A 23,341-nucleotide genomic window follows, 5' to 3' on the forward strand; every position below is an offset into this window, starting at 1 on the left:
TATTACAAATCATTAACATAATATATATACTATAAAAATAGTGAATTAATAATAATATGATTACATATATATGTAATGGGGAAATATGTTTTGAATAGTTCGACCATTTACGACATGGCGTACGCGATAATTGTCGTCTGTACGGTATAGACCTAAACCGAAAGTATCTTTTGCAAAAAAACTGACATTCTTTAAATTGAAAGGAGAATTGACCTGATGTCAAAGAAGAATTGGAAGAAGCCGTTAAATACCTTTTTAGCAACAACTCTAGTCGCAAGTATTGTCGCACCTGTAGCACCCATTACAGTAAATGCTGAAACACTTGCAAAGGATTTAATCATTTCAGAGTATATTGAAGGAACTTCCTTCAATAAAGCGATTGAAATTTATAATGGTACAGGTGCCGCGGTTGATTTAAGTAATTATACGCTAGAACTTCATACGAACGGAGAAGCTACCGCGAAGAATAAAGTGAGTTTGACAGGTACTCTAGAAAACGGTGCTACGTATGTTTTACATCATAAAGATGCAGATCCAAACATTAAAGCAAAAGGAAATCTAGAGAACATAACGGTTATTAATTTCAATGGAAATGATCCAGTCGTATTAAGGAAATCTGGTGAAATAGTCGATTCCATTGGACAAGTTGGTTCTTCAGCAGATTTTGCTAAAGATGTAACTTTAGTAAGAAAGAGTTCAGTTTTGACGGGTGATACAACTGTTAATGATCCTTTTAATGCAGCATCGGAATGGGATTCATTACCGGTAGATAATTTCTCCAATTTAGGCCAACACGTAATGGATGGCAATACAGGTGGTCCTGTTGACCCCGAAGTACCGGCAATTCTCTCAATTGGAGATGCTCGGAATAAAAGTGTAGGTGAAACGGTAACGATCAAAGGTAGAGTTGCAGCAGGCTTAAAAAATACGTTTTCGGTTCAAGATGAGACAGGTGGTATTGCGGTAAGACCTACTAGTCTAGCTATGTCTGTCGGAGATGAAGTTACGTTAAAAGGGAAGTTAGTTGACTATCGTGGTTTACTACAATTAGATGGTGCTACAATCGTTGAAAAAGTTGAAAATGCTGGGGTACCTGCTCCAAAGGTAGTAGCAGGGGCTCAAGTGAATGAAGAGAGTGAATCGCAGTTAGTAACAGTGAAAAATGTTACGCTTACAGATGTTCAACAAGGTGCAGGATGGGCAAACTTTACTGCAAATGACGGAACGAATTTTCTTGTGCGAGATGAGACAAATTCTCTAGGCTTAACTGTTGGTACAAACTATGAATCTATCACTGGAATTGTTCAACAGTTTGATAAAGACTATCAGGTGATTCCTCGATCAGAAGCAGATATCGTAGTGGATAGTGCAGCACTAAAGCCTGCTAGCGCATCTCCTGGAAGTGGGACGTTTGTTGGGAAAACAACAGTAACTTTAACAACATCGACAGCAGATGCAGAAATTTATTACACATTAGATGGTACAGAGCCAACTGATAAAAGTCTTAAATATGAGACACCAATTGAAATTAGGAAAAATACGACTTTAAAAACAATCGTTAAAGCTAAAGATGGCACGTTTAGTGAAATAACTACATTTGAATATAGCATTGCAGATAAATTACAGATTCATGATATTCAAGGTGCAGGGCATGCTACAACATTTGATGGTAAAACAGTTGAAGGAATTGAAGGGATCGTAACTTATTCATTCACGTTAAATAATAATTGGTATTATACGATTCAAACACCAGATGAATTAGCCGATCAAGATCCGAAGACTTCTGAAGGTATTTTTCTGTACAGTGGAAAGAAACCATGGCCAATAAAGGTTGGGGATTTAGTATCTGTTAAAGGTAAAGTAAGCGAATATGCATACGATGGTTATGATGACAGGCAGCAAACAGATTTAAAAACAACACAAATTAATGTGCGTGACGATCAAGAAGGAAAAGTGGAGGTCATTAAAAGTAATGTAGCCTTACCAAAAGCAATTGGAATCGATAAGTTAAAAATGTCCTTTAGTAAAATCGACAGTGATAATCTTGGGGTTTTTAATCCAACAATCGACGCTATTGATTTTTGGGAAAGTATCGAAGGCATGAGAGTAGAAGTTGAAAACGTGAAAGCGGTAGCACCACAAGAGCATGGGGATTTAGTAACAGTACTTGAAGGTGAACCAACAAACACAATTCACGGTGGGGTATTGCATGAGAAAGAAAATGCAAATCCAAACAGAGTTCAATTCCGATTAGAACCGAATGGCGCTGCACGTGATTTTGAAGTGGCTACAGGTGATAAATTTAAAGGGCCAATTACGGGAATCGTAGGCTATTCCTATCAAAACTTTAAAATCTATGCTTCTCTAGATGAGATGAAGGCAGCTCATGAAAAAGGAAATACATCACCTGAGACGACAAAAATAGTTAAGGAAGAAGATAAGTTAACAATTGCCTCTTATAATTTGGAGAACTTCTCTAATAACAAAACTTCTACTACTGATGATAAAGCGAAAAAATTAGCAAGAGCAATTGGTATTGATATGGGTAGTCCTGATATTGTTGGTGTAACAGAGGTACAAGATAATAACGGGCCATCTGCAGGAGATTCAAAAGCGGATCAAAGTTATCAAAGATTAATCGACGCCATTAAAGGTGTAGGTGGTGTCGAGTATCAGTATGTTAATATCGATCCAATTAACAATCAAGACGGTGGAGCACCAGATGCAAATATTCGAGTTGGCTTCCTTTATAATCCAGAGCGGGTGAAGTTAAAGGATGGTATTCCAGCAGGGGATGCGACAACAGCTGTTGGTTATGAAGATGGGAAATTAACAGTGAACCCTGGGCGTATTGATCCAGCAAATGAAGCGTTTAAAAGTAGCCGTAAACCTTTAGCAGCGCAATTTGAATTCCAAGATGAAGATGTAATTGTGATCGCAAATCATTGGAATTCTAAAAGTGGAGATACCCCATTATTTGGTTCGATTCAGCCTCCACAGTATGGAAGTGAAGTACAACGTAAAAAAATCGCTAATATTGTTTCTAATTTTGTTGGAGACATTAAATCAAAAAATCTAGATGCAAACATTGTTTCTTTAGGTGATTTTAATGATTATCAATTTGCGGATGCGCTTAAAATCCATGAAGGTCAATGGATGACGAATATGATTAATAAGGTAGAGGCTCCTGATCGTTACACATATGTATATCAGGGGAATTCACAAATATTAGACCATATTTTAGTGTCAAACAATTTGGCAGAGAAAACAGATGTTGATATTCTTCATATTAATGCTGATTTTACAGACATGGCAGGTCGTGCAAGTGACCATGATCCAGTAATGGTTCAAATCGATGTAAATAAAGATTCAGCTGTTGAATCGATTAAACCTGAAATAGTATATGACTATAAGAACTTCAAAAAGAACAAATTAACAATCAATAAACCTAGTATAGCACTTCATTTAGATGCGCAATCTGTTATCCCAAAAGGTGTGTTCCTTAAAGGTGGCTATGCAGAACTACATGGAGAAGGCTTTAAGACGACTGATGTTATCCTTAGTCCAGTGAAAGCAGGGATGATTGTCGACCTTAAAGGCAATAGCGTGAAAACACTCACAATTGAAGGTCCATATGTCAGTGAAATAAGAGGCGCTGAAAATTTGGATATACAATCGATAATCTATAAAAAGGGTGCAGCTCCTGAGCAAATTAAATTTACAAATTCGAAGGGGAAACCGATTGTGAATCCTTCTTTGCCTGCTGAAAACAATCAACCAATCATTAAAGAACCTATTACTAACAAAACTGTAGCTATTGGTGAGGAAATTAAAATTGATTTAACCAATCATTTTTCCGATCCTGATGGGGATAAACTTTCATTTATTGCTACAAAAGGGACGATAAATGGAACGGTATTAACAGTTAATTTAACAGAGGGTAGTCATATTGTTGGCGTTACAGCATCTGATGGAAAGAAAAGTGTCACAACAAGTTTCAGCGTGACAGTCATTGCTAATGATTATTATACAGGTGCTTATAACAAGGAAGGTCAAGCACTGAAAAAGGTTCTTCATGATATTATCTCCGTACAAAAGGTACTTTCTTATGATGATGTTTGGAATGCATTGAAGTATACGGATGAAGATCCTGCTAATCCGAGTAATGTCATTTTATTTTACTCTGGGAAATCTAGTCCAAAAACAAATAGTGGTGGCAATGTAGGGAACTGGAACCGAGAGCATACGTGGGCAAAGTCACATGGTAACTTTGGGACAAGCAATGGACCAGGAACAGATATCCATCACTTACGCCCAACTGATGTACAAGTTAATAGCTCAAGAGGAAATTTAGACTTTGACAATGGTGGCAGTCCAGTGGCAGGCTGTAATGGTTGCTTGAAAGATTCAGATTCATTCGAACCACCTAACCGCGTAAAAGGTGATGTAGCACGTATACTATTATATATGGCCACTCGCTATGAAGCTGGAGATAAGGTGGATCTTGAATTAAATGACAAAGTTAATAATGGAACAGCTCCTTATCACGGTAAACTTTCTGTTCTTTTACAATGGCACAAGCAAGATCCTGTAGATGAATATGAAAAACAAAGAAATGAAAAAATTTACGAAATCCAAGGTAATCGAAATCCATATATAGATCATCCTGAATGGGTGGAGAAGATATGGTAAGTTAAAGAAGCGTACTCAAAACGCCACTTCAATGTTTAAGTTGAAGTGGCGTTTGAGTTTTGTTACACTCTTTTCAATTCTACTAAAATTCGTAGTGCTCATTAGTGTTTTGAATACTTATTCTTTTCAAAAGCGCATTTTCAGTAGATCCATCGAATTCAGCATGGAATACTATATCATCAACAGTAAATGTTGCGAAATATAGTATTTGGTCAATAGTATCCGTGAAATCATTTGTTTCTATTGTCACTTTTTGATTTATAGCTTTTGAAATATCTTTTGCCGTTACTTCTTTAAAGTTAAATAAAAGAACATGTGTAATTGGTCCGTTGTTTATGTTTCCATCGTAAAATGTAGTGCAAATTGAGTAATCTTCATACGATTTGCATAAAACACCTTCAAAAGATTCTTCTTTCGCTATAGCCTTATTCTTTTGAACGCCATCACCAATAGTGTCCATAAAGGAAATCCCGGTTTTGGTGAAACTATTATTTAATGCTTTCATAAATGCTTCATTATGTATTATTGGAAGTCCTGTTTCTAGCAATATTTTTTCATTATTTGCTAATAGATGATTGTCTTTTACTACATAGGTTTGATTTACTTCTGTCCCTACTAAATGAAAGGAATTTGTAGTGGGATTTACAGTTATATCCTCCCTATTTTCTGCATATGCTTTGAAGCCCAATATGACACGAGAATTATCATCAGAAGCCTTAATAAGGTTTACTTCATGTGAAATCGTTTTGACGCCTGGTTGAAAGTCACTCGCGATGAGTATTTCTTTATCATCTGGTCCATTCAGTACGCCATGGAATGCAATTTCGTTATGAATTGGATATTCATAGTGTAGATCACTCCAGTTCTCCCAAGCTTTATTTGTTCTATTATATTTCCCTACGATGTAGCCGTAATTGGTTTGATCACTATAACCCAAAATATATTCAGGGATTTTATCTCCATCAAAATCGACAAATTGTTCAGCCGCTACAGGGAATTTAGATTTCGTTTGCTCATACCATTCACTTGTATTTACCGTACTCTGCCATTCTTCTTTCGATTGAGGGAGAGCTTGCTCTGCTGTTTGCTTCTCAGAAGCCTCTTCATTTTTCTTAGAAACTCCCTCATTACTCGAACATCCTACTAATAAACACACCAGTAAGAGGATAGACAAATTTCTTAACATCCTGAAAACCTCCATTTAATCTATAATCTAGTCATAATCTATCATTTATTATTCTACCTTTAGTCACATATTAGTATCTACATATTTTTTCGAAAGTACCAATATTTATTGGAAAACCGATATGTTTACTAGAAGAAGTATTTTAACAAGTTCATAAAGTAGATGCTGATAGTGAGATTATGGAAGCTTGATAAGGAAATTGTAGTGGAATCTTGTCATGTGAAATCTGAGTTTAGCAGATATGGAAGTGTGAGAGATCGAACGCTGGGTACTCAAAACGCCACTTCAATGTTTAAGTAGAAGTGGCGTTTTATTCTTTTCAAACGTATATTTTCAGTAGGATCATCGAGTTCAGCATGATATATGTTGAAGAATCGATTTTACACGGCAAAAGCGTGAAAATGATCATATTTTATATGCTGTTGACGTCAAAACCCTAAGCAATCTCTTTCTTTACCTTTTTCACAATAGAATGTGAAGATAGTCTACCATGCAGTAAATAATAAACACCTATTCCGATTATGATAAAGAATGAACAATAAAAATATATTGATCCGTAATCAATTTTAGCTGCGGCAATACCAAAGATAAATGAGCCAATGCCGAACCCAAAATCATAGATAGAAAGGAATGTAGCCGTAGCCAATGCTCTTTTTTTAGGAGGTGCTACTTGAATAGCAATAGTTTGAAAGCTAGGAAATACAGTTCCCCATCCAACACCAATAAGGGCTGCTGATGTAAGAAATAACAAGGACGTATTCGATACACTCAGTAAGAACGTACCGACTGCAAAGCATAAAATAGCGGGATAAATGATTCTATTTGCCCCGAATAAATCAAACCATTTTCCGGTAAAAGGTCGTGATATTAAAAGAACCACTGCGTACACAACAAAGAAATAACTAGCAGCTTCCACTAAGCTTTGCTCTTTAGCATATAAGGATACGAAGGAAATAATTCCTGAATAAATCAGTCCAAAGAAAGCTGAAACCAATGATACAGGAATAGCGGAACGTTCCAAATAATCTCCAACCTTCATGCTTGTGTTTCGTTCAATTTCCCGTTCTTGCATAAAAGTTTTCTTAGGTAACTTAACAAATAATCCTGCAACGAGTGCAAAGAAAGCAAAACTTGCATTGATGATAAACATTAGACTTGTCGCTGTTTGTTGCATAACAGTCAAACCTAAAAAGGGACCAATAGCCATAGCAAGATTTAGCGTTAATCCATAGTACCCCATTCCTTCTCCTTTACGGGATTCAGGGATGAGATCAGCTACAATTGCTCCAGTGGCTGTTGTGGCCATCCCAAAGCCAATTCCATGAAAAAAACGAAGAAATAGTAAGCCAATCAAAGATTGCGGAATAAAATACAAAGTTGAAGCTGCGAAAAGAACAAGGAGGGAACTTATAAAAACGACGTATTTTCCTGCCTTTTCGATCCATTTACCTGCAAATGGGCGTGTTAGGATGGAGGCAATCAAAAAAACTGTAGTAATAAGTCCAGCTTCAGTTTTGGCACCATGCAATTCTTGTATAGCATATATCGGTAATGTGACCAATAAATAAAAAAATGTTGTAAACACGAGAAAATTAGTAATGGCAATACTGATAAAATCTCTTGTCCATAATCGAGGTTTATCCAATATTTGCACCTCCTCAAAATATTAAATTCCTTGTACCACCCGCTGAAACAGAGGAACTTAGGCTAAGACCTTCCAAGATAACAGAAGTTCCTTGAATTCTTACTGCTATCAAGTTGATTCCCACAAAATATGTACGTAAATAATGTTATCAGTGACCTTTTTCTAAATTCATTATTCATTTATACTGTCATTTCTAAAAGGTACAGTTTATAATAAACACAAATGACAGATGAGGTATTTCAATAATGAATGAGCTAATTTTTAATATCAATCGAGAAAATAATATTCCAATGTACCAACAAGTTTATCAATACATAAGAACTCAGATTTTATCTGGTAAATTAGAGTGGAATACAAAGTTGCCATCGATTAGGCAACTTGCTCTCCAACTAGAGGTCAGCAGAAACACAACTCAGCTAGCTTATGAACAATTGCAATCGGAAGGGTATATTCGAAGTGAGAACAAAAAGGGGTTTTTTGTAGATGCAAATATATCGGATGAGACGCTTAATTATGAACCTATTAAAGAACAACATCATGAAAAGAATCAAACTGACATAAAAACGATTGACTTTAAAATCGGGACAGTGGATCAAGAGAACTTCCCTTTGAAAACATGGAGAATGCTTACAAACAAAGTTATTAAAGACCCTAGCATGTTTTCATACGGAGAAAAGCAAGGCGATATTCAATTAAGAAAGGCACTAGTAGATTACTTGTTCCAATCAAGAGGGGTTAATACTTCTGCTGAACAGATTATTATTGGCAGTAGTACACAACACTTGTTATTACTTTTGACGCTGTTGCTAAAGCAAGACTATCAATATCTGGCAGTAGAAGACCCTGGATATAATGTGGCAAGGGACCTATTTGCGCTTCAGTCATTTATCATAGATCCAATCCCGGTAACAGAACAAGGCATTCAAGTTGATCGCCTTTTACAGTCACCTTCTAGACTTTTATATGTCACTCCTACTCACCACTTTCCATATGGAGTAACTATCCCCGTCAATGAAAGATTAAAGTTAATTCAATGGGCAAAAAGGGTGGAAGGATATATTATTGAGGATGATTACGATAGTGAATTTCGTTACATTCATCAACCTATACCATCTCTTCAAAGCTTAGATTCTAATGATAGGGTGGTTTATTTAGGAACTTTTTCAAAAGCATTGCTACCTTCTATCCGGGTTAGTTATATGGTTTTGCCAAAGAGGCTAGTAAGTGAATATAAAAAGATACTTCCTTTGCTTGAGCAAACATCCTCATCTATTCATCAGAGAACATTGGCGGCCTTTATGAATGAAGGATATTGGTACTCACACTTAAGGAAGATGAAGGCTTTGTATAAACGTAAAATGAACCTATTGAATAGGGAATTACTAAAACACTTTAAAAATGATGTTGAAATAAAAGGTAGTAGCTCCGGAGTTTACGTTATTATTGAAGTTAAAACAAAAATGAGTGAAAAAATGCTAATAGAAAGCGCATATGAACACGGAATAGCAGTTCATCCATGCTCACAAACTTTCTCGAAATATAAACCACAATATCCACACATCTTACTTGGATTGGGTAATTTAAGTGAGGAAGAGATCATAAAAGGAGTTTCACAATTAGCAAAAATTTGGTTGTAATCTTATAAGGGACCGCATAACATCGGTATTTAAAAGAGATCAAATAAGAAAGAAAACCTGTTTGTATAGCTCCATTCATTTATGATTCAATACTATTTAACATAATTGATATAGTACTTTTTAAATATATAATTTTTCCTTTAACTATTGTATTTATCAATAGTGTTCTATGGTTTAGCAAATTCAAACTTGAATTTTATGAGCATATGCTTTGGGCTTATATTGCTTTCTTATTATCCGTTATTGTTTCGTTTCAAAGAAAAGCCTCCTGGTGAAACCTTAGTATTACACGCAGATTTTTTAATGATTTTGTACATCACAGTAGTGCAGTGTATTTTTTTACTTTTTTTTAATGGCATTCTTTATATAACTTATATAATTCTAAAAAAATCAAAAAGTTTTAAAAGAAGGTTGTTAAAAAGACACTAAATCTCCTTTTACAAAATAGAAAATAACGTTTAGTAAATTTAATCTTGCTGCAAAAAATAATTCGTTTTAAGGAGAGAATGGCAATTTGGCATTCCATGGGTGCTTCCGTTCTACGCCAGCTTATAAATTAAATGAAATAGTTAACTAAATTTCTCTGGTTGACCTTATAATCCGAACATGGTGCTTTAGAAGCAAAGCATAGAGCTGTTCAAACGCTCTTTTTTTATTTTAAAGTGGAGCAGCAATTAAAACATAATAATCTTGAAACGAAAACAAAAGAAATACGACTACCTTTATAGAAGGAGTGATATGTTTGAAAAGGTTTGGTTTAATTCTGTATTTATCACTATTATCAATATTTTTACTCGGTTGCCAACAGGAAAGTGAAATTAACAATCTGAAGAAATCTTCTCACCCCGAAGAGGCAATGAAGAATGGCGATGTAGTCAATGTTCACGGAAAAATTAGTAACTTAGATAAATTCGAGAATTTTATAAAAAATGCTAAAAAAGGTGTAAAAGATGATGTTCGTATTACAATGTACACGATTGAAGGAGACCCAATTTTTTATAATTTAAATTATGACGGCAACGAAATTCAATATACTTATGATGATTCACAAGATGGATATGCGGGTTCTGGAAAGGGAATCAAAAGTACGTCTTGTTCTAATTTAGAATCAAGAAATAATGATGAAGGCGAATACTATTTAAGTGGGTGTTCGTCGGTTGTTGGAGATACTTTTTCCTTTCAAATTTCACAATAGGGAAAAGACTAAGGAGTAATATACACGCCAGTATCTGAAAGGCTTTCTGATAAAAAATATCAATCTTATAGTGGGCTGTTTGCATTTAATTTTGTTCCATACTTTTTTATTTTTATAATACTAGGTGCAACCTTGCCACCAGTGATTGATAACATAATTTAGTTTAATTTAAATGGCATCAAAGGCGTTCTAATAATAATAGGGACATATTGGTCTATATTATAGTCTCCATTTTATTTTTTTAACTTGATTTTAGTATTTACTACATATTGGTTTAAGTTCAAATAGTGTTTCAATTTGTTCTTTTTGTAAACGAAAATAAAATTGTTATTAAAGTGACGGTGCTTTCCTTGAAAATCAAAGAGTTGCATGGGCAGCTCTTTTTTTCTTTATTGAACGATCCTAGGCAATTAAGTTGAAATAGATTTGATTGCAATTATCGTAAAATAGTTTATTGTAAAGAGAAGTTATGATTAAAGGGTGTGCAGCTATGTTATATTTCGGAGAATTAGTATATCCAGCATTTATACAACAGGATGCTGATGAAACATATGGTGTTTATTTCCCTACTCTTTTTCCTGAAAACGGGTGGGATATTCCTTTGTGCTGGGGCAAAACCAAACTTATTGCGATAAAAAATGCAGAAAAGGATTTAGCTTACTCTTTAGCAGGAATCTTATATGATAATGAAGAACTTCCTAAACCTATCCCTATTCAAAGTAACAATCTTTCTCAAGGAATGGATTTAATCCATGTGAAGACTTCGTTTGAACCGTATGCCGAAGAAATACAGGAACATTTGAAAAACGCACATTGGCATATTGACTATTACGCTGAAGAATATGAAGAGAGAATCGAGGCCATTGGTTATAAAAATGACCAAGGAAAGTGGGATATTCAATTTGGAGATTATTCAGAGGAGGAGGAAATTCTTTTTTTTGATTCCTCGCACCGAAGAAATCCCGAGTGGCCGTTTAATATGATACTATTTTCAGTACATACAAGATCTGAAGCACAAGAGAAATTTAATCAATTTGTTGAAAAAGTAGTTATCAAACATCGTACTTCCATTGAGTGGTTAGAGAGGGAAAAAGAACGACTGAAATTTGAAAAAGATAATAAAAAAATTATGTTCAAATCAATTAATGAATTAGTAAAAAAGGGACAGATTTCTGCAATGCAAGCAGCAATATTAAAAAAAGAAGTAACAGATCCAGAATACAGTATCAATTAACTGAAAGAGGTAACCATCTCATTATTTTTGAGGTGGTTTCTTTTTTTTATAGGGTGGCATCACTTAAGAGTTAAGGAACTGATATGAGCAGATATAGTAAAGTACAATATTAAATTACATCCCTATATTGAGTGAATATGTGAAGGTAAAGAAAAAACATTTGGTTATCGATACGTTCTATTTTTAATAAAGTTTGAAGTTAGCAAAAAAGCAATTCCAATAAAAATGTATAGTAGTGCTGCAGATTTGTTCGGAATAAATGAATTGTAATTAAGAGGGCCGAGTGATGTTCCAAATCCACTCATACACATAAAGAAGCCTATCCCAAAATGAATTTTCCGATTGTAGTATGTTTTTTCATATATAGATCCCTCCTGAAATATGGATTTTTGTATATCTAAGCGAAATATAATTTTGGAATTTTGATTTTGAGGAGATTAATAAATAAAGTAATTCACTACTTCGTCGAATATCAATAACTTGTGTAGAAATATACCTTAACTAAGAAGTTGAGTGGGGTGTGGAAAAAATTACATATATGAATAAATGCAATACATTGTTAAGATTTGATAGGTCAAGTATTCTTTGGTAAGAAATTAGAACAGTGGCATTTCTCCAATAAGTGAAGACGTTTTTTACAAACTAAGCAGAATAGTTCAAGATCGATAATTAGTAAGTATTTTGTTGTGAAAGGAAAAGTAATGAGTAAGGTAAAACTATATTTAACCTATCGAAAAAGATCATATCTTTTATATATGGCACTTTATATTACAGGTTTCATTGTTGCTAACTGTATATTTGGACCTCCGAAGCATTATGTTGCCCCTATTTTATCAACGATATTAGTTTATAGCTTTTTAGAGTTTCGAGAATATAAAAGTTGGAAAAAAGAAAATTATTGAATTTAGTATCCTCAAGGAGGTTTGCTTGAAGATCATTGGAATGCTTAGACAGCTCCATTTTTCTTCTTGTGCTAACGGTGCGGTTTAGTTAAAGAAGGAAAAAATTACATATGTAAATAAAGTGAAAATAAATAACTTGATAATAAAAAGAGGTGTTTGATTTGAACGCTAAAACCTTACATGAATGGGAACAAAAACACGATGCAAAAAATCAAACAATTAAGGGATTTTGGAAAGTTTTAGGAAATGGCGTGAGGAAGATAGATATGACTATTTAGACACGTTTAATGGGAAGTTGTACGAAGAATTCATTAGTGTTGAAGAAAAATCCATCGAATTAATATATAACTTCTCAAGGGTTGAAGCATTTGTGTTCTTTACTGTGAATTTTTTTTACTTTGATAAAGAAATTGGAACATACTCCATTGAGTTCGACTTGGATGGGGAAGTATTAGATGAATATTTAGTTGTTGACCATTTATCCATAAAAAATATTATTTCAGAAATAAAACAAAACATAACGACTGCGCGAAAAGCATTAAAAGAGGGCATTGAATTAAAATCAATATCCAATATTACTGGTATTGATGAAACTTCAATAGAAATTATAAAGAAAAAATATTGTTGAACTAATAGGATGCAAAAGTTTAACAAGGTGTTGCAGCGGCAGCATCTTGTTTCTTCTTGTGCTAACGAAGCAGTTTAGTTGGATAAGAAGTATGAAAAGATAAAAATAAAAAAGTGTGGGAGAAATTATATGAAATATACTTGCCCTTGTTGTGGATATAGAACATTAGACGAAGAGCCACCAGGAACTTATGATATATGTGGAATTTGTTATTGGGAAGATGATGGAGTTCAATTTGATGACCCTGATTGTGAAGGAGGAGCTAATATTCCATCCTTAAGGCAAGCACAAAAAAACTTTATTGAATTTGGTTCTTGTGAAGAAAGGTGTATTGAATTTGTAAGAAAACCTAATGAAAAAGACGAAAAAGACCCTAATTGGAAACGGTTATTATAAAGTAAGTAAGGAATTAGGATAAACGAGGGTGTTTTTATTTGAAAAAGGAAATTTCAAAGGCTTTAAAACGAATAGAAGAGGATATTAAAAATGATGATTTGGGGAAGGCAAGGGATAGATTCACGGGTTAATATCAACCTTTCCAAATGAATTAAAACTCCGTAAAAAGTTGGGAGATATTTATTTCGAGTTAAAATATCCTGCAATGGCTGGTCGATATTGGTATTTAGAAAAGAAAAAGACCTCAATAATGATACATGCGTGTATAGAATTTGAAAACTCTATGGGAAATGACATTAATAATATAGCAAGAGCTTTAAAGTATAAAGGCGATATTGAAATTTTGATAGGACTGGAATTAGACACAGCACTTTTATATAAAGTAAAAGAAAAATTAGTAGAAGAACCAGATGTTCCAACAGAACTTAAAGATAAATTAATTATCTTTGGTTGTCTTTCAATAACATTTTTAATAACTATTCTTATATTTGTTGGAGCTGCTACAGTTCTTAGCTGGATTTTTTTTAATTAGTTTTGCAATAGTGGATAATGGAAAGAAATTTGCTGCTAATGGGGTGTAATAGCTGTAAAGAAAGGTTGTATTTGACAGACTTTTTAGGAAGGATCATGTAAAAAGAATTTTAAGCATAGCGTTAATTTAAGAAGAGGTAAATATTTTCAATTGTATGGGGGAGTCACATTGGTAAATGAAGTAATTACAAATGCTAAAGAAATGATTCAAAGGTCTGGAACATCCACTAGGATAGCGACAGATGAAGAAATAAATGCCCTAAATGAAAAACTAGATATTAAACTTCCGGAATGGTTGATAGAATTAATGACTACGGTAGAGGTGTGTGATAGTGAATTGGTGGTTCCTTTTTATGCAGAAGATGAAGATCCTCAATTACGAATCGAATTCTTGAATCCAAAGTGTATTATTGAAGAATGTTTAGACGCTGTTCCTGGATGTGCAGTATTTGAAAATGGTTATATTTGTATCGGAGTAGAAATAGCAATTGGTGATGCTTACGCAATAAATATACACGAAGGAAATAATCCTCCTGTCTATTTATTAGATCATGAATATGGTGAAGAGACTGAGTGGATCATTGAAAATAAACGAACTGTTGTAGAAAAAATATCCGACCTTTTCCTAGTTGCTAGAATAAATAAATGATTATCTGTTTACTGAAGTTAAACTTTTTATTGAACTAACGGGGCGGATTAATTGAATACGAATAATGGTATGCATGAAGTAAATAATTTCTGTAACAACAATACTGTAAATGAAAATAATTCTATATTTGATTAACGATTAAAATTTTTTGTATTGAATTTCAGTTCATAATAGTATAAAATTTACAAAATTACATATAAAAAGCTGTGAAAAGAAGAGTAAACATACGTACTATCTACAGAGACCTCTGGTAGCTGAAAAAGAGGGATAGGAAATGTGTTGAAACAAGCCTTTGAGCTGTGTATAGGATTTGTTTGTTGGAACAATGATGATGCAACGTATTCTCACGTTATAGAGATAGGGTATCGCAGGTGATTTATTCACAAAGCCGTACTTGATAAGGTTTCTACAGGAATGTAGAAATGAACTGGGGTGGCACCGCGATATGACTCGCCCCCAAGATAACAATCTTGGGGGTGAGTTTTTTTATTTTGTTTTACAAAAAAATAAAATAGGAGTGGTGATTATGTCCAGATGGAAGTATCCTTTCATACTATTAGGAGGAATAGGCATTTCAAATGTGGGTGCATGGGTTTACCTAATTGCACTGAATTTAATGATATTGAATGAAACAGGTTCCCCGCTTGCAATTGCTTTATTATATATACTAGGTCCAATTGCAACTATATGTTCGAATGCTTGGGCAGGTAGTTTAATTGATCGGGTAAATACACGACGACTTATGATGGGATTAGATGTTTTCCGAGCAATATGTATTGCGTTAATTCCATTTTTACCTTCACTTTTTTATGTTTATGTACTAGCGTTTATCATTAATATGGGAAGTGCCATTTTTCAACCTACATCTATGGTTTATATGACTAAACTAATACCTGAAAAAGATCGGCAACGCTTTAATGCACTACGTAGTTTTATCAACTCTTGTGGTTCACTAATAGGTCCTGCCATCGCAGGGATTTTATTTTGGGTGGGAACTCCCTATACTGCCATCTATGTGAATGCAGTGGCTTTATTTTTTTCTGCACTGATTATCATGATGCTACCAGATGTTGATTCAGGACTCAAAGAGACAGAGGGGCAAAGATTTACATGGGATATGATAAAAACTGATTTTTGGGTTGTTTTTAACTTTAGCAAGGACAATTCCTATGTCACAAAAATATATTTATTATTTAGTGGTACTACTATATTCATGACCGCAATCGATTCTCTTGAGGCAGCATTTGCTAAAGGAGTACTTTCAATATCAGATACCAATTATGGGTTTTTATTAAGTGTTTTTGGAGCTGGAATAATAATTGGATCAATTATTAATTCAGTATTTTCAAAACAACTTGCCGTTAATCTTTTAATAGGTATTGGTACCATTTTTACCTCAATAGGTTATTTAGTACTTTATAGTTCTAGTGGCTTTTTTAGTGCGGTACCTGGTGTATTTTTAATCGGGTTTGCTGTAACGTTTGCAAATACAGGGTATTTGACTTTCTATCAAAATCATGTACCAGTGAAGATGATGGGAAGATTCGGAAGCATCTTTAGTGTCATTGAAGCAGGTTTCATTGTTGCTTTAACGGTTTTAATAGGTTTAGCTGCTGAATTAACTTCGATTCGTCCTGTGGGGTTAATAGGATCATTTGCCTTCTTCTTATTAGGGGTATTGGCATTAAAAGCTGTATCAGGTGCAAAACTTCAAAAATATTTTAAAAATGCGTCTTCTTTAAACAGTTAATTAAAAAGGCTTGAATCACACTTTACTTTGTTATGTGTATTATTGCGAGTGGAGTTTTCTATCAGTTTAGAAAAGGGCAGAAGTGTTGAATTAAGGTATTAGGAAACTTATTAAAATCGTATAAAGGGGTTAAATAAATGAAATACATTGAATCAGAAAAGGTCACTAAAGAAGAAAAAGAACATATTTTTCAAGAATTATTAAAATACAATCTTGATAACATTGAAGAAAAGGTAGTAAAAGATATTGGTCTTTTTGTAGAAGATGAAGAAGGAAATAGAGTTGCGGGGTTGATTGGTGATACACATGGAAATTGGTTAGAAGTAGAGTATTTATGGGTAAGTGAAAAACTTCGCGGACAGCATATTGGTACGGAATTGATGCGTAAAGCTGAGAAGATTGCTATTAATAGAGGTTGCAAATATGCCTCCCTAAATACTTTTAGTTTTCAAGCACCTAATTTTTACGTGAAGCTAGGCTATAAAGAAGAATTTGTACTCAATGATTATCCGTTAACGGGAAAGCGATACTATTACACAAAAAAGCTTTAAGATTCAATTGTTAATAAGAACGCTGAATAAGGTTAGCTTATTAAAGGCGACCGAGGGCGATACGGAGAAATTTAAGTAGAGGACTTTTCTCGACTTTTCAACAATATTTTTCACACATCAATCTAAGGGCTTGTGAGTAAAATTACACACAAGTCCTTTTGTTATGATTCCTTTATTGCTCCTACAAACTCCTACATGGCTTTGTAGGAAAGATTGGACAAAATCTGTGAGAATTTGATTTCTCTACGCCACTTTTCAACCATCATAAGCTCATTAACCCCATCTAAGAACCTGTAACGGTTAAACTTTCTTTGTTAGTACTTCATTTTCACCAAACATTATATTTTATCTGTAAAGCTTACTAGTAGCTTTAGCTTGTTGCTTCGTCAACCTTTACCTTATTAGACTAACAATGCAGTTAATTGAATCAGGAAAAAATTACATATATAAAGTAAGGCAATACATTGTTAAGATTTGATAGGTCAAGTATTCTATGGAAAGAAGTTAGAGCGGAGGAGTTTCTCCAACAAGTGGTACTGATAAGATTAAAAATAAAGGATATGGTTTAAAAGGTGGATTTAATGAAACAAATAACAATAGGTTCCTGGACTATCGAGGTAGATGTAAATAAAACAAAGGAATTTTATAGGAAACATCATTTAATCACCGAAGGTTGTGATTGTGACTTTTGTGCAAATTTTGTTTTAGCCTGCGACAAGTTCCCTCCAGCAATTAAAGAACTCTTTGATTTACTTGGTATTGATCCTCGAAAAGAAGGAGAGGTTTCTGAATATATGGAAAATAAAGATGGTACACATTTATATGGTGCATTTTATCATATTGTTGGAAGAATAATTGAGGGACCAAAACTGTGGATGCCTACAGAGGAAGGTAGTGAAGTTTCATCACCTACCTTTGAAAAATATTATGGTGTTGAATTAGGTTTTTGTGAAGGTTTATCATTATTTTTCGAAGGGCTTCCAATACCAACAATTCAGTTTGAAATACAAATGAATATTCCATGGTTATTAAGCTAATGAAACTGTTTAGTTGAATAAGAAACAATTTTTAATAGACTGTAACAAAAAATTCAGAGGTGAACTAAGAATGATTGGCTCTCCTGAAATAAATAAAGTGATTAGAAAAATTTTATCACCAGTATTAAAGGATAATGGATTTGAAAAAGTTAATACTCGACGTAATTGGGGTTGGAAGGACCACTGTATTTTGGTATTGGACATAACTGCTGTTGGAAAGTATTTTTCAGATGTAACAGGATGGTCTCCGATGTCTGTGTATGTAGAATTAGGGATATATTATGACTTTGTTCTACCTAAAGATGGTGAAATAAAGATTGGAACAAAAGGTGAATTACTACCCAAATCCCATCAATGCCAGTTACAAAGACAGTTATTTTGTAGCCTTGACCAATCTAAATACACTAATGACTTTGACAATCCTGCTGAAAAAGAGCGTAACGATATTTGGTGGATACAACCAGATGGCTCTAATATCGAGGAAGTCATAAGTGATATAAAACAAGATTTCATAACTAATGGATTAGAGTGGTTAAAAAAAAAACAGATTTGAAGACAGCTTTTCTAGAAATTGAAAAAGAGAATAACTCTTTCAAAAAATTTTATAAAGCAAAGTATTTTGCAGAGCATTTAAATGATAATGCAAAGCTTAATGAGTACAATCTTTTGTTAGAACAAGAGCAAAAAAGAATTGGTAAGATATTAAACTAAGTTAATAAATATTTAAATGCTGTATTCTTTACATGTGTGTATCCATAAATAAGGCTAAAAAAGGATGTTGTCGGTTGAACTACTATAAAAATAAAGTAGCCTGGTGCCATTTATGCAATCAGGGGTGGGTAGAAATAGTACAGGAGAAGAAAACAGGCAACCTTTTGATAGCATGTTCTGAGTGTGAATCCATGTGGAGACACCCAGATGATATAAAAAATCAAAAAAAATTCACATCGGCTTTTGATACAACAATCGAAGATACAGTTGAGGATGAAGAAGATGTATTTTTAATATTTGAGTCGTATGTTGAAATCCAACACCCAACTGATAAAGATGTTCAAACAAAGAAATGGGGAAAATATATCATAGAGAATTAATAAAACATTGCTAGTATTGTTATGGATTGAGAAGAATACGGTTATCCAAAGATTTAGAAATAGACTCTAAATGAAATGATATTTTTTATAATTTTCTATAAAATATAGTACCCAATGAAAGTTTGGTAATATTAAAAGCCACGTTTGCTGTTAAATCAGTGTTTGTGGCTTTTTGTATGAACATTATTTATGCAAATTTTATTCAAAGGTATATGAGCATTGTTACAATAAGACTTTTCAATATTTTGCAGAAAACGCTGCAAGTTAGTTGAAGAGTGCTGTATGACTTCAACATTTAGTAATTTAATGGAATTAGATTTTTAGAGTGCTTAATCTATTTATGGTAAAATGTTACTAAAATAGAAGACGCATATGGAGGGATACTATGAATCAAGCGGCTCAGGAGTACTGGAATGAATATTGGAAGAATCAACCTGAACCTCAGCCTGTTAGTGCATGGCAATTTGGGGCCGATCCTGATTATCTCGCGCAATTGGTGGTAGAGGGAAGTAAAACAGCAACATGCTCAGGATATATTTTTTATGAACTGGAGAATGAACCACTGCCAACAACAGAGGATTACAGCATTATTTTAAACAACAATGATAAACCTGTAGCAATTATTAAAACAGTAGAAGTTACGCTAACTCCTATGAATGAGGTCACTGAAGAGTTTGCTATTGCAGAAGGAGAAGGAGATAGAACCTATACATATTGGTGGGAAGCTCATGAAAAGTTCTTCAGAAATGAGTTAAACGCAATCGGACGTGAATTTTCGGAAGATATGCTCCTTGTTTGTGAGCGTTTTAAAGTGGTGGATGTGAAGAATGGATAAAGATTCATTCTTAAACAACCGTGCGTATTTTTTAATAAGAATCGCTTTTCTTAATGAACTAACGGGGGCAAGAGTTTAAGATCAAGCAAGAAATCTGCTTACAAAGTTTTTATTAGATAGTATCATTTTCATTGTTACTTGTTGAGAGAAAGGGGAATTGACTTTGTTAATTGAAAGTGTAATAGACTACATATCGAGCCTTAAAGGGTATTCATCTATAAAAAAAATCAAAAAAGGATACTCACCAGATGAAAAATACATAGTTACTGTCGGGCAAAATCAATACTTTATACGATTATCAGACATACAATATCACGAAAAAAGAACCGTCGAATTTTCATTGCTTCAAGCATTAGAAAAACAAGGCGCACAAACGAATAAAGCCTTAGAATGTACTTTATTGAATGAGGCTAATCTTTCTGTCATGGTATTAAGCTATATTGAAGGATACCCTGCAGATGAATTCATTTGGAATCTTTCTGATGTGGCGCAATTTAATATAGGTCTTGCTGCTGGGAAGGAATTAAGAAAAATTCATCAGCTACATGCCCATGTCCCACAAACGATGCACTGGGAAGAAGCTCAAAAAAAGAAATTCAGTTTTTATTTAAATGAATATAAAAAAGGTAGTTATCAACTGCCAAAAGAGCAAAAAATACTAAACTTTATTGAAAACAATTTCCACCTTCTTAAAGATCGACCTATAACATTACTTCATGATGATTTTCATCTTGGCCATATCATCGTTCAAAATAACACGTACAATGGCGTAATTGATTTTAATGGTTATGATTTTGGTGACCCATACCATGATTTTTATAATCTTTCTTTGTTTAGCAGAAGACATAGTATCCCATTTTGTATTGGACAAATAAATGGTTATTTTACAGAATCTCCAGACGATACATTTTGGCGAATATATGCCCTTTATGCAGCGATGAATATCGTCTCTACGATTGTGTGGACGAAAAAATATGATGAACAATCTTTTGATGATGCATTAGAAAGAATCCATCTCATTTTAGAAGATCATGACTATTTTAATTTGAATCAACCATTATGGTATAAGTCCATACCAATTGATAATGTTACAGGTTTATAAACGGCCATAGTATATTTTTAAACTGAACTATATTAATAAAATATAGTTCAGTTTTTATTTATGAGCAAAATCTATCCGCCTCTTATTCTACTAACGCAGCAGGTTAGTTGAAGTAGGAATTAACTTATTATCTATATCACAGAATGACGATAATGCAAAAAAATGATTAATCAAGAATAAGAGATTATTAACCTATAATGTAATCTCTTTACATTAATAGTTAAATATACGTTACTATTATTTAAAGTATAACTTTTAATGGGAAAGGAGTTTTAAAGGTGAAAAAAGAGAGTGATCATTTATGTTTCATCGATAATATAAAAATAGCTTTAATTATGCTTGTAGTAGCTCACCATGCTGGACAAGCCTATGGACCAGGTGGTTGGTGGTATTTTTTGGATGGTGAATCCATCAACTGGTTGGGTAGGTTTTTCTCTGTAAATGCAGCATTTTTTATGAGTATGTTTTTCTTTTTATCAGCCTATTTTCTCCCTCAATCGATCGCCAGAAAAGGGCCGAAACGGTTTTTAAAAGAACGGCTTATTAGAATTGGTATTCCATTACTACTGGGATTTCTCGTGATGATTCCTATTTTGATGTATTTATATTACATTAATTTCAGAGATTATGAACCTATCCCATTTTTATCTTACTATGTTAATATATTTTTTGGACTTGGTAATGAACCCGCGAATTGGACTGGGCCATCATGGCCTGATATGCAATTTGGCCATTTATGGTTTTTAGAGCATTTACTTGTGTATGCGATTGTGTTTTCGGTCTGGACCTTCTTTACATCTAAGAAATTCACACAAAAGTCTGATAGAAACATTAAGGTTTATCAGATTCTCTCCCTGTGGTTGGTCGTTAGTTTAGTGACTTTTATTACAAGGATATGGTTTCCTATTGATCATTGGACAGCTTTTTTAGGATTTATTCAAACTGAATTTGCACATGTACCACAGTATGTGAGTTTCTTTTGTTTAGGCATTATGGCTTATCATCGCAAATGGTTTTTAACTATGAGTGCGAGAGCAGGATACATCTGGCTTGTTAGTGGAATATTAATAGTGACCATTTTGTATTTTGGAGGAAATACGATAGATCCTTTTCTTTTAAAGGGTGGACAAAACTTCGGTTCGTTGGCTCGATCATTAATTGAGACGTTACTGTGTATTTCACTTGTAATCGGTCTTCTAATTTTATTTAGAGAGAAAGTTAACGGCGCTAATCGTTGGTCAAAGATGTTAGCAAACAATGTATTTATTGTTTATTTCATCCATGTCCCAGTAGTTGTCTTCCTTCAATATACATTTAATGACCTACCAATATCAGTCTGGACTAAATTTCTTATAACGGTGTTTTTAGGAATCATTCTAAGCTTTTTGCTAAGTCATTTTGTATGGCGTAAGATTCCATACCTCAAAAAAATGATGTAAAAGGAAATAATTTTTAGATAAGTGAAAAAGCCAGCATTAATGCTGGCTTTTGTCTTAATAGGATAATGATGTGTCATAAAAATAATGGTTCTTTTTCAACTAACAAGGTGCTTTACGTCAATAAGGAGTGGAGACATTTTCTACTTAAACTAAACCAGCAGAATAGTTGACGATAAAATATGGGGTGGCAAGAGATGAGAATAGCAGATTCTAAAATTATTTCTGCCACTAATGTGTTAATGATGAAGAAGATAGCTATTTTCTTTAAGGAATAGTAGGTAATTTGCATAGAATTTGCGGAGAGGCTCCAGAAAACAATAATTTAAGCTATTGCTTAAATTACGCATTAGAAGTTCGCTAGTGATATTACATTCATTAATGGTCGCAACGACTACAGTACTATAATGTATGACATGTGTGACTGGAGATATTATGCAGGTGGGGGAGCTACTTTTCATACGGTAGATGGTGGACATTTTTTTATTACAGCGAATTTTTGACTTGTTGTGGATATTATCAAGCAAACATTGACAATATCGAATAAAATTCTAGAAAGGTAATGATAGCTCGTTTATTGTGTACTAATTTTCATTTATCTTAATTGGAAAAGAGGTTTTGAATAAATGAATAACAATATTATTTTTGGGATAGTATTATTAGCGCTAAGTTTGTTTCTTAAGCCATTTATGGCGATTGTGGGGCTGAATGAAAGGTTATTCAGCTTGCACTTGCAAGGTGAAACAGTGTTTTCATTGAGTCCATTCTAAGTTCGGATTATTTTGGCAGTAATTGGGGTTATCATGCTTATCATCGGCGGTATGCAAGTTACAAAGCAGAAGAA

General features: G+C 33.7%; 17 protein-coding genes, 1 pseudogene and 1 other annotated feature. Of the genes and pseudogenes, 16 read left to right on the forward strand and 2 right to left on the reverse strand.

The features are described 5' to 3' along the window. The first annotated feature begins 216 nt into the window (after window positions 1-216). The gene (locus tag B1B04_RS04915; RefSeq protein ID WP_079560193.1) at window positions 217-4,692 is read left to right on the forward strand and encodes an endonuclease; all 4,476 of its coding nucleotides are present in this window, start codon (window positions 217-219) and stop codon (window positions 4,690-4,692) included. 82 nt (window positions 4,693-4,774) lie between these two features. Here the strand turns inward: B1B04_RS04915 and B1B04_RS04920 are convergent, their stop codons facing one another. Then, on the reverse strand, window positions 4,775-5,878 hold the full coding sequence (locus tag B1B04_RS04920; protein WP_079560194.1) for a hypothetical protein: 1,104 nt from the start codon (window positions 5,876-5,878) through the stop codon (window positions 4,775-4,777). Window positions 5,879-6,314: 436 nt separating this feature from the next. Beyond that, window positions 6,315-7,523: an MFS transporter gene (locus B1B04_RS04925; RefSeq protein ID WP_079560195.1), complete on the reverse strand. Its 1,209-nt coding sequence runs from the start codon at window positions 7,521-7,523 to the stop codon at window positions 6,315-6,317. 245 nt (window positions 7,524-7,768) lie between these two features. Between B1B04_RS04925 and pdxR the strand changes: the two genes are divergently transcribed. The 15 genes and pseudogenes from pdxR to B1B04_RS05010 all read left to right on the forward strand — a co-directional run bounded on the left by pdxR (window position 7,769) and on the right by B1B04_RS05010 (window position 22,500). Next, window positions 7,769-9,160, forward strand: a complete 1,392-nt coding sequence (gene pdxR, locus B1B04_RS04930; protein ID WP_079560196.1) for a MocR-like pyridoxine biosynthesis transcription factor PdxR — start codon at window positions 7,769-7,771, stop codon at window positions 9,158-9,160. A gap of 742 nt (window positions 9,161-9,902) precedes the next feature. Then, window positions 9,903-10,355 (forward strand): DUF4362 domain-containing protein, encoded by a 453-nt coding sequence (locus B1B04_RS04935; protein ID WP_079560197.1) that lies wholly within the window; start codon window positions 9,903-9,905, stop codon window positions 10,353-10,355. A gap of 490 nt (window positions 10,356-10,845) precedes the next feature. Next, a complete protein-coding gene (locus B1B04_RS04940) occupies window positions 10,846-11,589 on the forward strand; it encodes a type II toxin-antitoxin system HicB family antitoxin (RefSeq protein ID WP_079560374.1) in 744 nt (247 codons plus the stop codon). Between the two features lie 1,131 nt (window positions 11,590-12,720). Continuing rightward, window positions 12,721-13,119, forward strand: a complete 399-nt coding sequence (locus B1B04_RS04950; protein WP_139376942.1) for a hypothetical protein — start codon at window positions 12,721-12,723, stop codon at window positions 13,117-13,119. Between the two features lie 129 nt (window positions 13,120-13,248). Beyond that, window positions 13,249-13,515, forward strand: coding sequence for a CPCC family cysteine-rich protein (locus B1B04_RS04955; protein ID WP_079560200.1), 267 nt, complete (start codon window positions 13,249-13,251; stop codon window positions 13,513-13,515). Between the two features lie 38 nt (window positions 13,516-13,553). Continuing rightward, window positions 13,554-14,047, forward strand: a pseudogene (locus B1B04_RS04960) (DUF6584 family protein). A gap of 168 nt (window positions 14,048-14,215) precedes the next feature. Then, window positions 14,216-14,695, forward strand: a complete 480-nt coding sequence (locus B1B04_RS04965; protein ID WP_079560201.1) for an SMI1/KNR4 family protein — start codon at window positions 14,216-14,218, stop codon at window positions 14,693-14,695. A gap of 197 nt (window positions 14,696-14,892) precedes the next feature. Then, window positions 14,893-15,156 (forward strand) — a binding site (T-box leader). Between the two features lie 65 nt (window positions 15,157-15,221). Continuing rightward, window positions 15,222-16,445 (forward strand): MFS transporter, encoded by a 1,224-nt coding sequence (locus tag B1B04_RS04970; protein ID WP_079560375.1) that lies wholly within the window; start codon window positions 15,222-15,224, stop codon window positions 16,443-16,445. Window positions 16,446-16,582: 137 nt separating this feature from the next. After that, on the forward strand, window positions 16,583-16,996 hold the full coding sequence (locus tag B1B04_RS04975; RefSeq protein WP_079560202.1) for a GNAT family N-acetyltransferase: 414 nt from the start codon (window positions 16,583-16,585) through the stop codon (window positions 16,994-16,996). 581 nt (window positions 16,997-17,577) lie between these two features. Further along, window positions 17,578-18,033, forward strand: coding sequence for a hypothetical protein (locus B1B04_RS04980; protein WP_079560203.1), 456 nt, complete (start codon window positions 17,578-17,580; stop codon window positions 18,031-18,033). A 13-nt stretch (window positions 18,034-18,046) separates the two neighbouring features. Next, a complete protein-coding gene (locus tag B1B04_RS04985; RefSeq protein WP_139376943.1) occupies window positions 18,047-18,586 on the forward strand; it encodes a DUF4304 domain-containing protein in 540 nt (179 codons plus the stop codon). Window positions 18,587-18,818: 232 nt separating this feature from the next. Further along, window positions 18,819-19,124: a hypothetical protein gene (locus tag B1B04_RS04995; RefSeq protein ID WP_079560206.1), complete on the forward strand. Its 306-nt coding sequence runs from the start codon at window positions 18,819-18,821 to the stop codon at window positions 19,122-19,124. A 385-nt stretch (window positions 19,125-19,509) separates the two neighbouring features. Continuing rightward, on the forward strand, window positions 19,510-19,959 hold the full coding sequence (locus B1B04_RS05000; RefSeq protein ID WP_079560207.1) for an ASCH domain-containing protein: 450 nt from the start codon (window positions 19,510-19,512) through the stop codon (window positions 19,957-19,959). A 163-nt stretch (window positions 19,960-20,122) separates the two neighbouring features. Then, window positions 20,123-21,061 carry an aminoglycoside phosphotransferase family protein gene (locus tag B1B04_RS05005; RefSeq protein ID WP_079560208.1) on the forward strand — a complete coding sequence of 313 codons (939 nt, stop codon included), beginning with the start codon at window positions 20,123-20,125 and terminating at the stop codon, window positions 21,059-21,061. Between the two features lie 278 nt (window positions 21,062-21,339). Continuing rightward, on the forward strand, window positions 21,340-22,500 hold the full coding sequence (locus B1B04_RS05010; protein ID WP_079560209.1) for an acyltransferase family protein: 1,161 nt from the start codon (window positions 21,340-21,342) through the stop codon (window positions 22,498-22,500). The last annotated feature ends 841 nt before the right edge of the window (window positions 22,501-23,341 follow it).

It is taken from the genome of Lysinibacillus sp. KCTC 33748 (assembly GCF_002237755.1).
Lineage (GTDB): Bacteria > Bacillota > Bacilli > Bacillales_A > Planococcaceae > Lysinibacillus.

Bases quoted from the DNA above. Each gene is read 5' to 3' on its own strand.
- B1B04_RS04915 (WP_079560193.1), top strand. From the start codon at position 217: ATGTCAAAGAAGAATTGGAAGAAGCCGTTAAATACCTTTTTAGCAACA.
- B1B04_RS04920 (WP_079560194.1), bottom strand. From the start codon at position 5,878: ATGTTAAGAAATTTGTCTATCCTCTTACTGGTGTGTTTATTAGTAGGA.
- pdxR (WP_079560196.1), top strand. From the start codon at position 7,769: ATGAATGAGCTAATTTTTAATATCAATCGAGAAAATAATATTCCAATG.
- B1B04_RS04940 (WP_079560374.1), top strand. From the start codon at position 10,846: ATGTTATATTTCGGAGAATTAGTATATCCAGCATTTATACAACAGGAT.
- B1B04_RS04955 (WP_079560200.1), top strand. From the start codon at position 13,249: ATGAAATATACTTGCCCTTGTTGTGGATATAGAACATTAGACGAAGAG.
- B1B04_RS04970 (WP_079560375.1), top strand. From the start codon at position 15,222: ATGTCCAGATGGAAGTATCCTTTCATACTATTAGGAGGAATAGGCATT.
- B1B04_RS04975 (WP_079560202.1), top strand. From the start codon at position 16,583: ATGAAATACATTGAATCAGAAAAGGTCACTAAAGAAGAAAAAGAACAT.
- B1B04_RS04980 (WP_079560203.1), top strand. From the start codon at position 17,578: ATGAAACAAATAACAATAGGTTCCTGGACTATCGAGGTAGATGTAAAT.
- B1B04_RS05000 (WP_079560207.1), top strand. From the start codon at position 19,510: ATGAATCAAGCGGCTCAGGAGTACTGGAATGAATATTGGAAGAATCAA.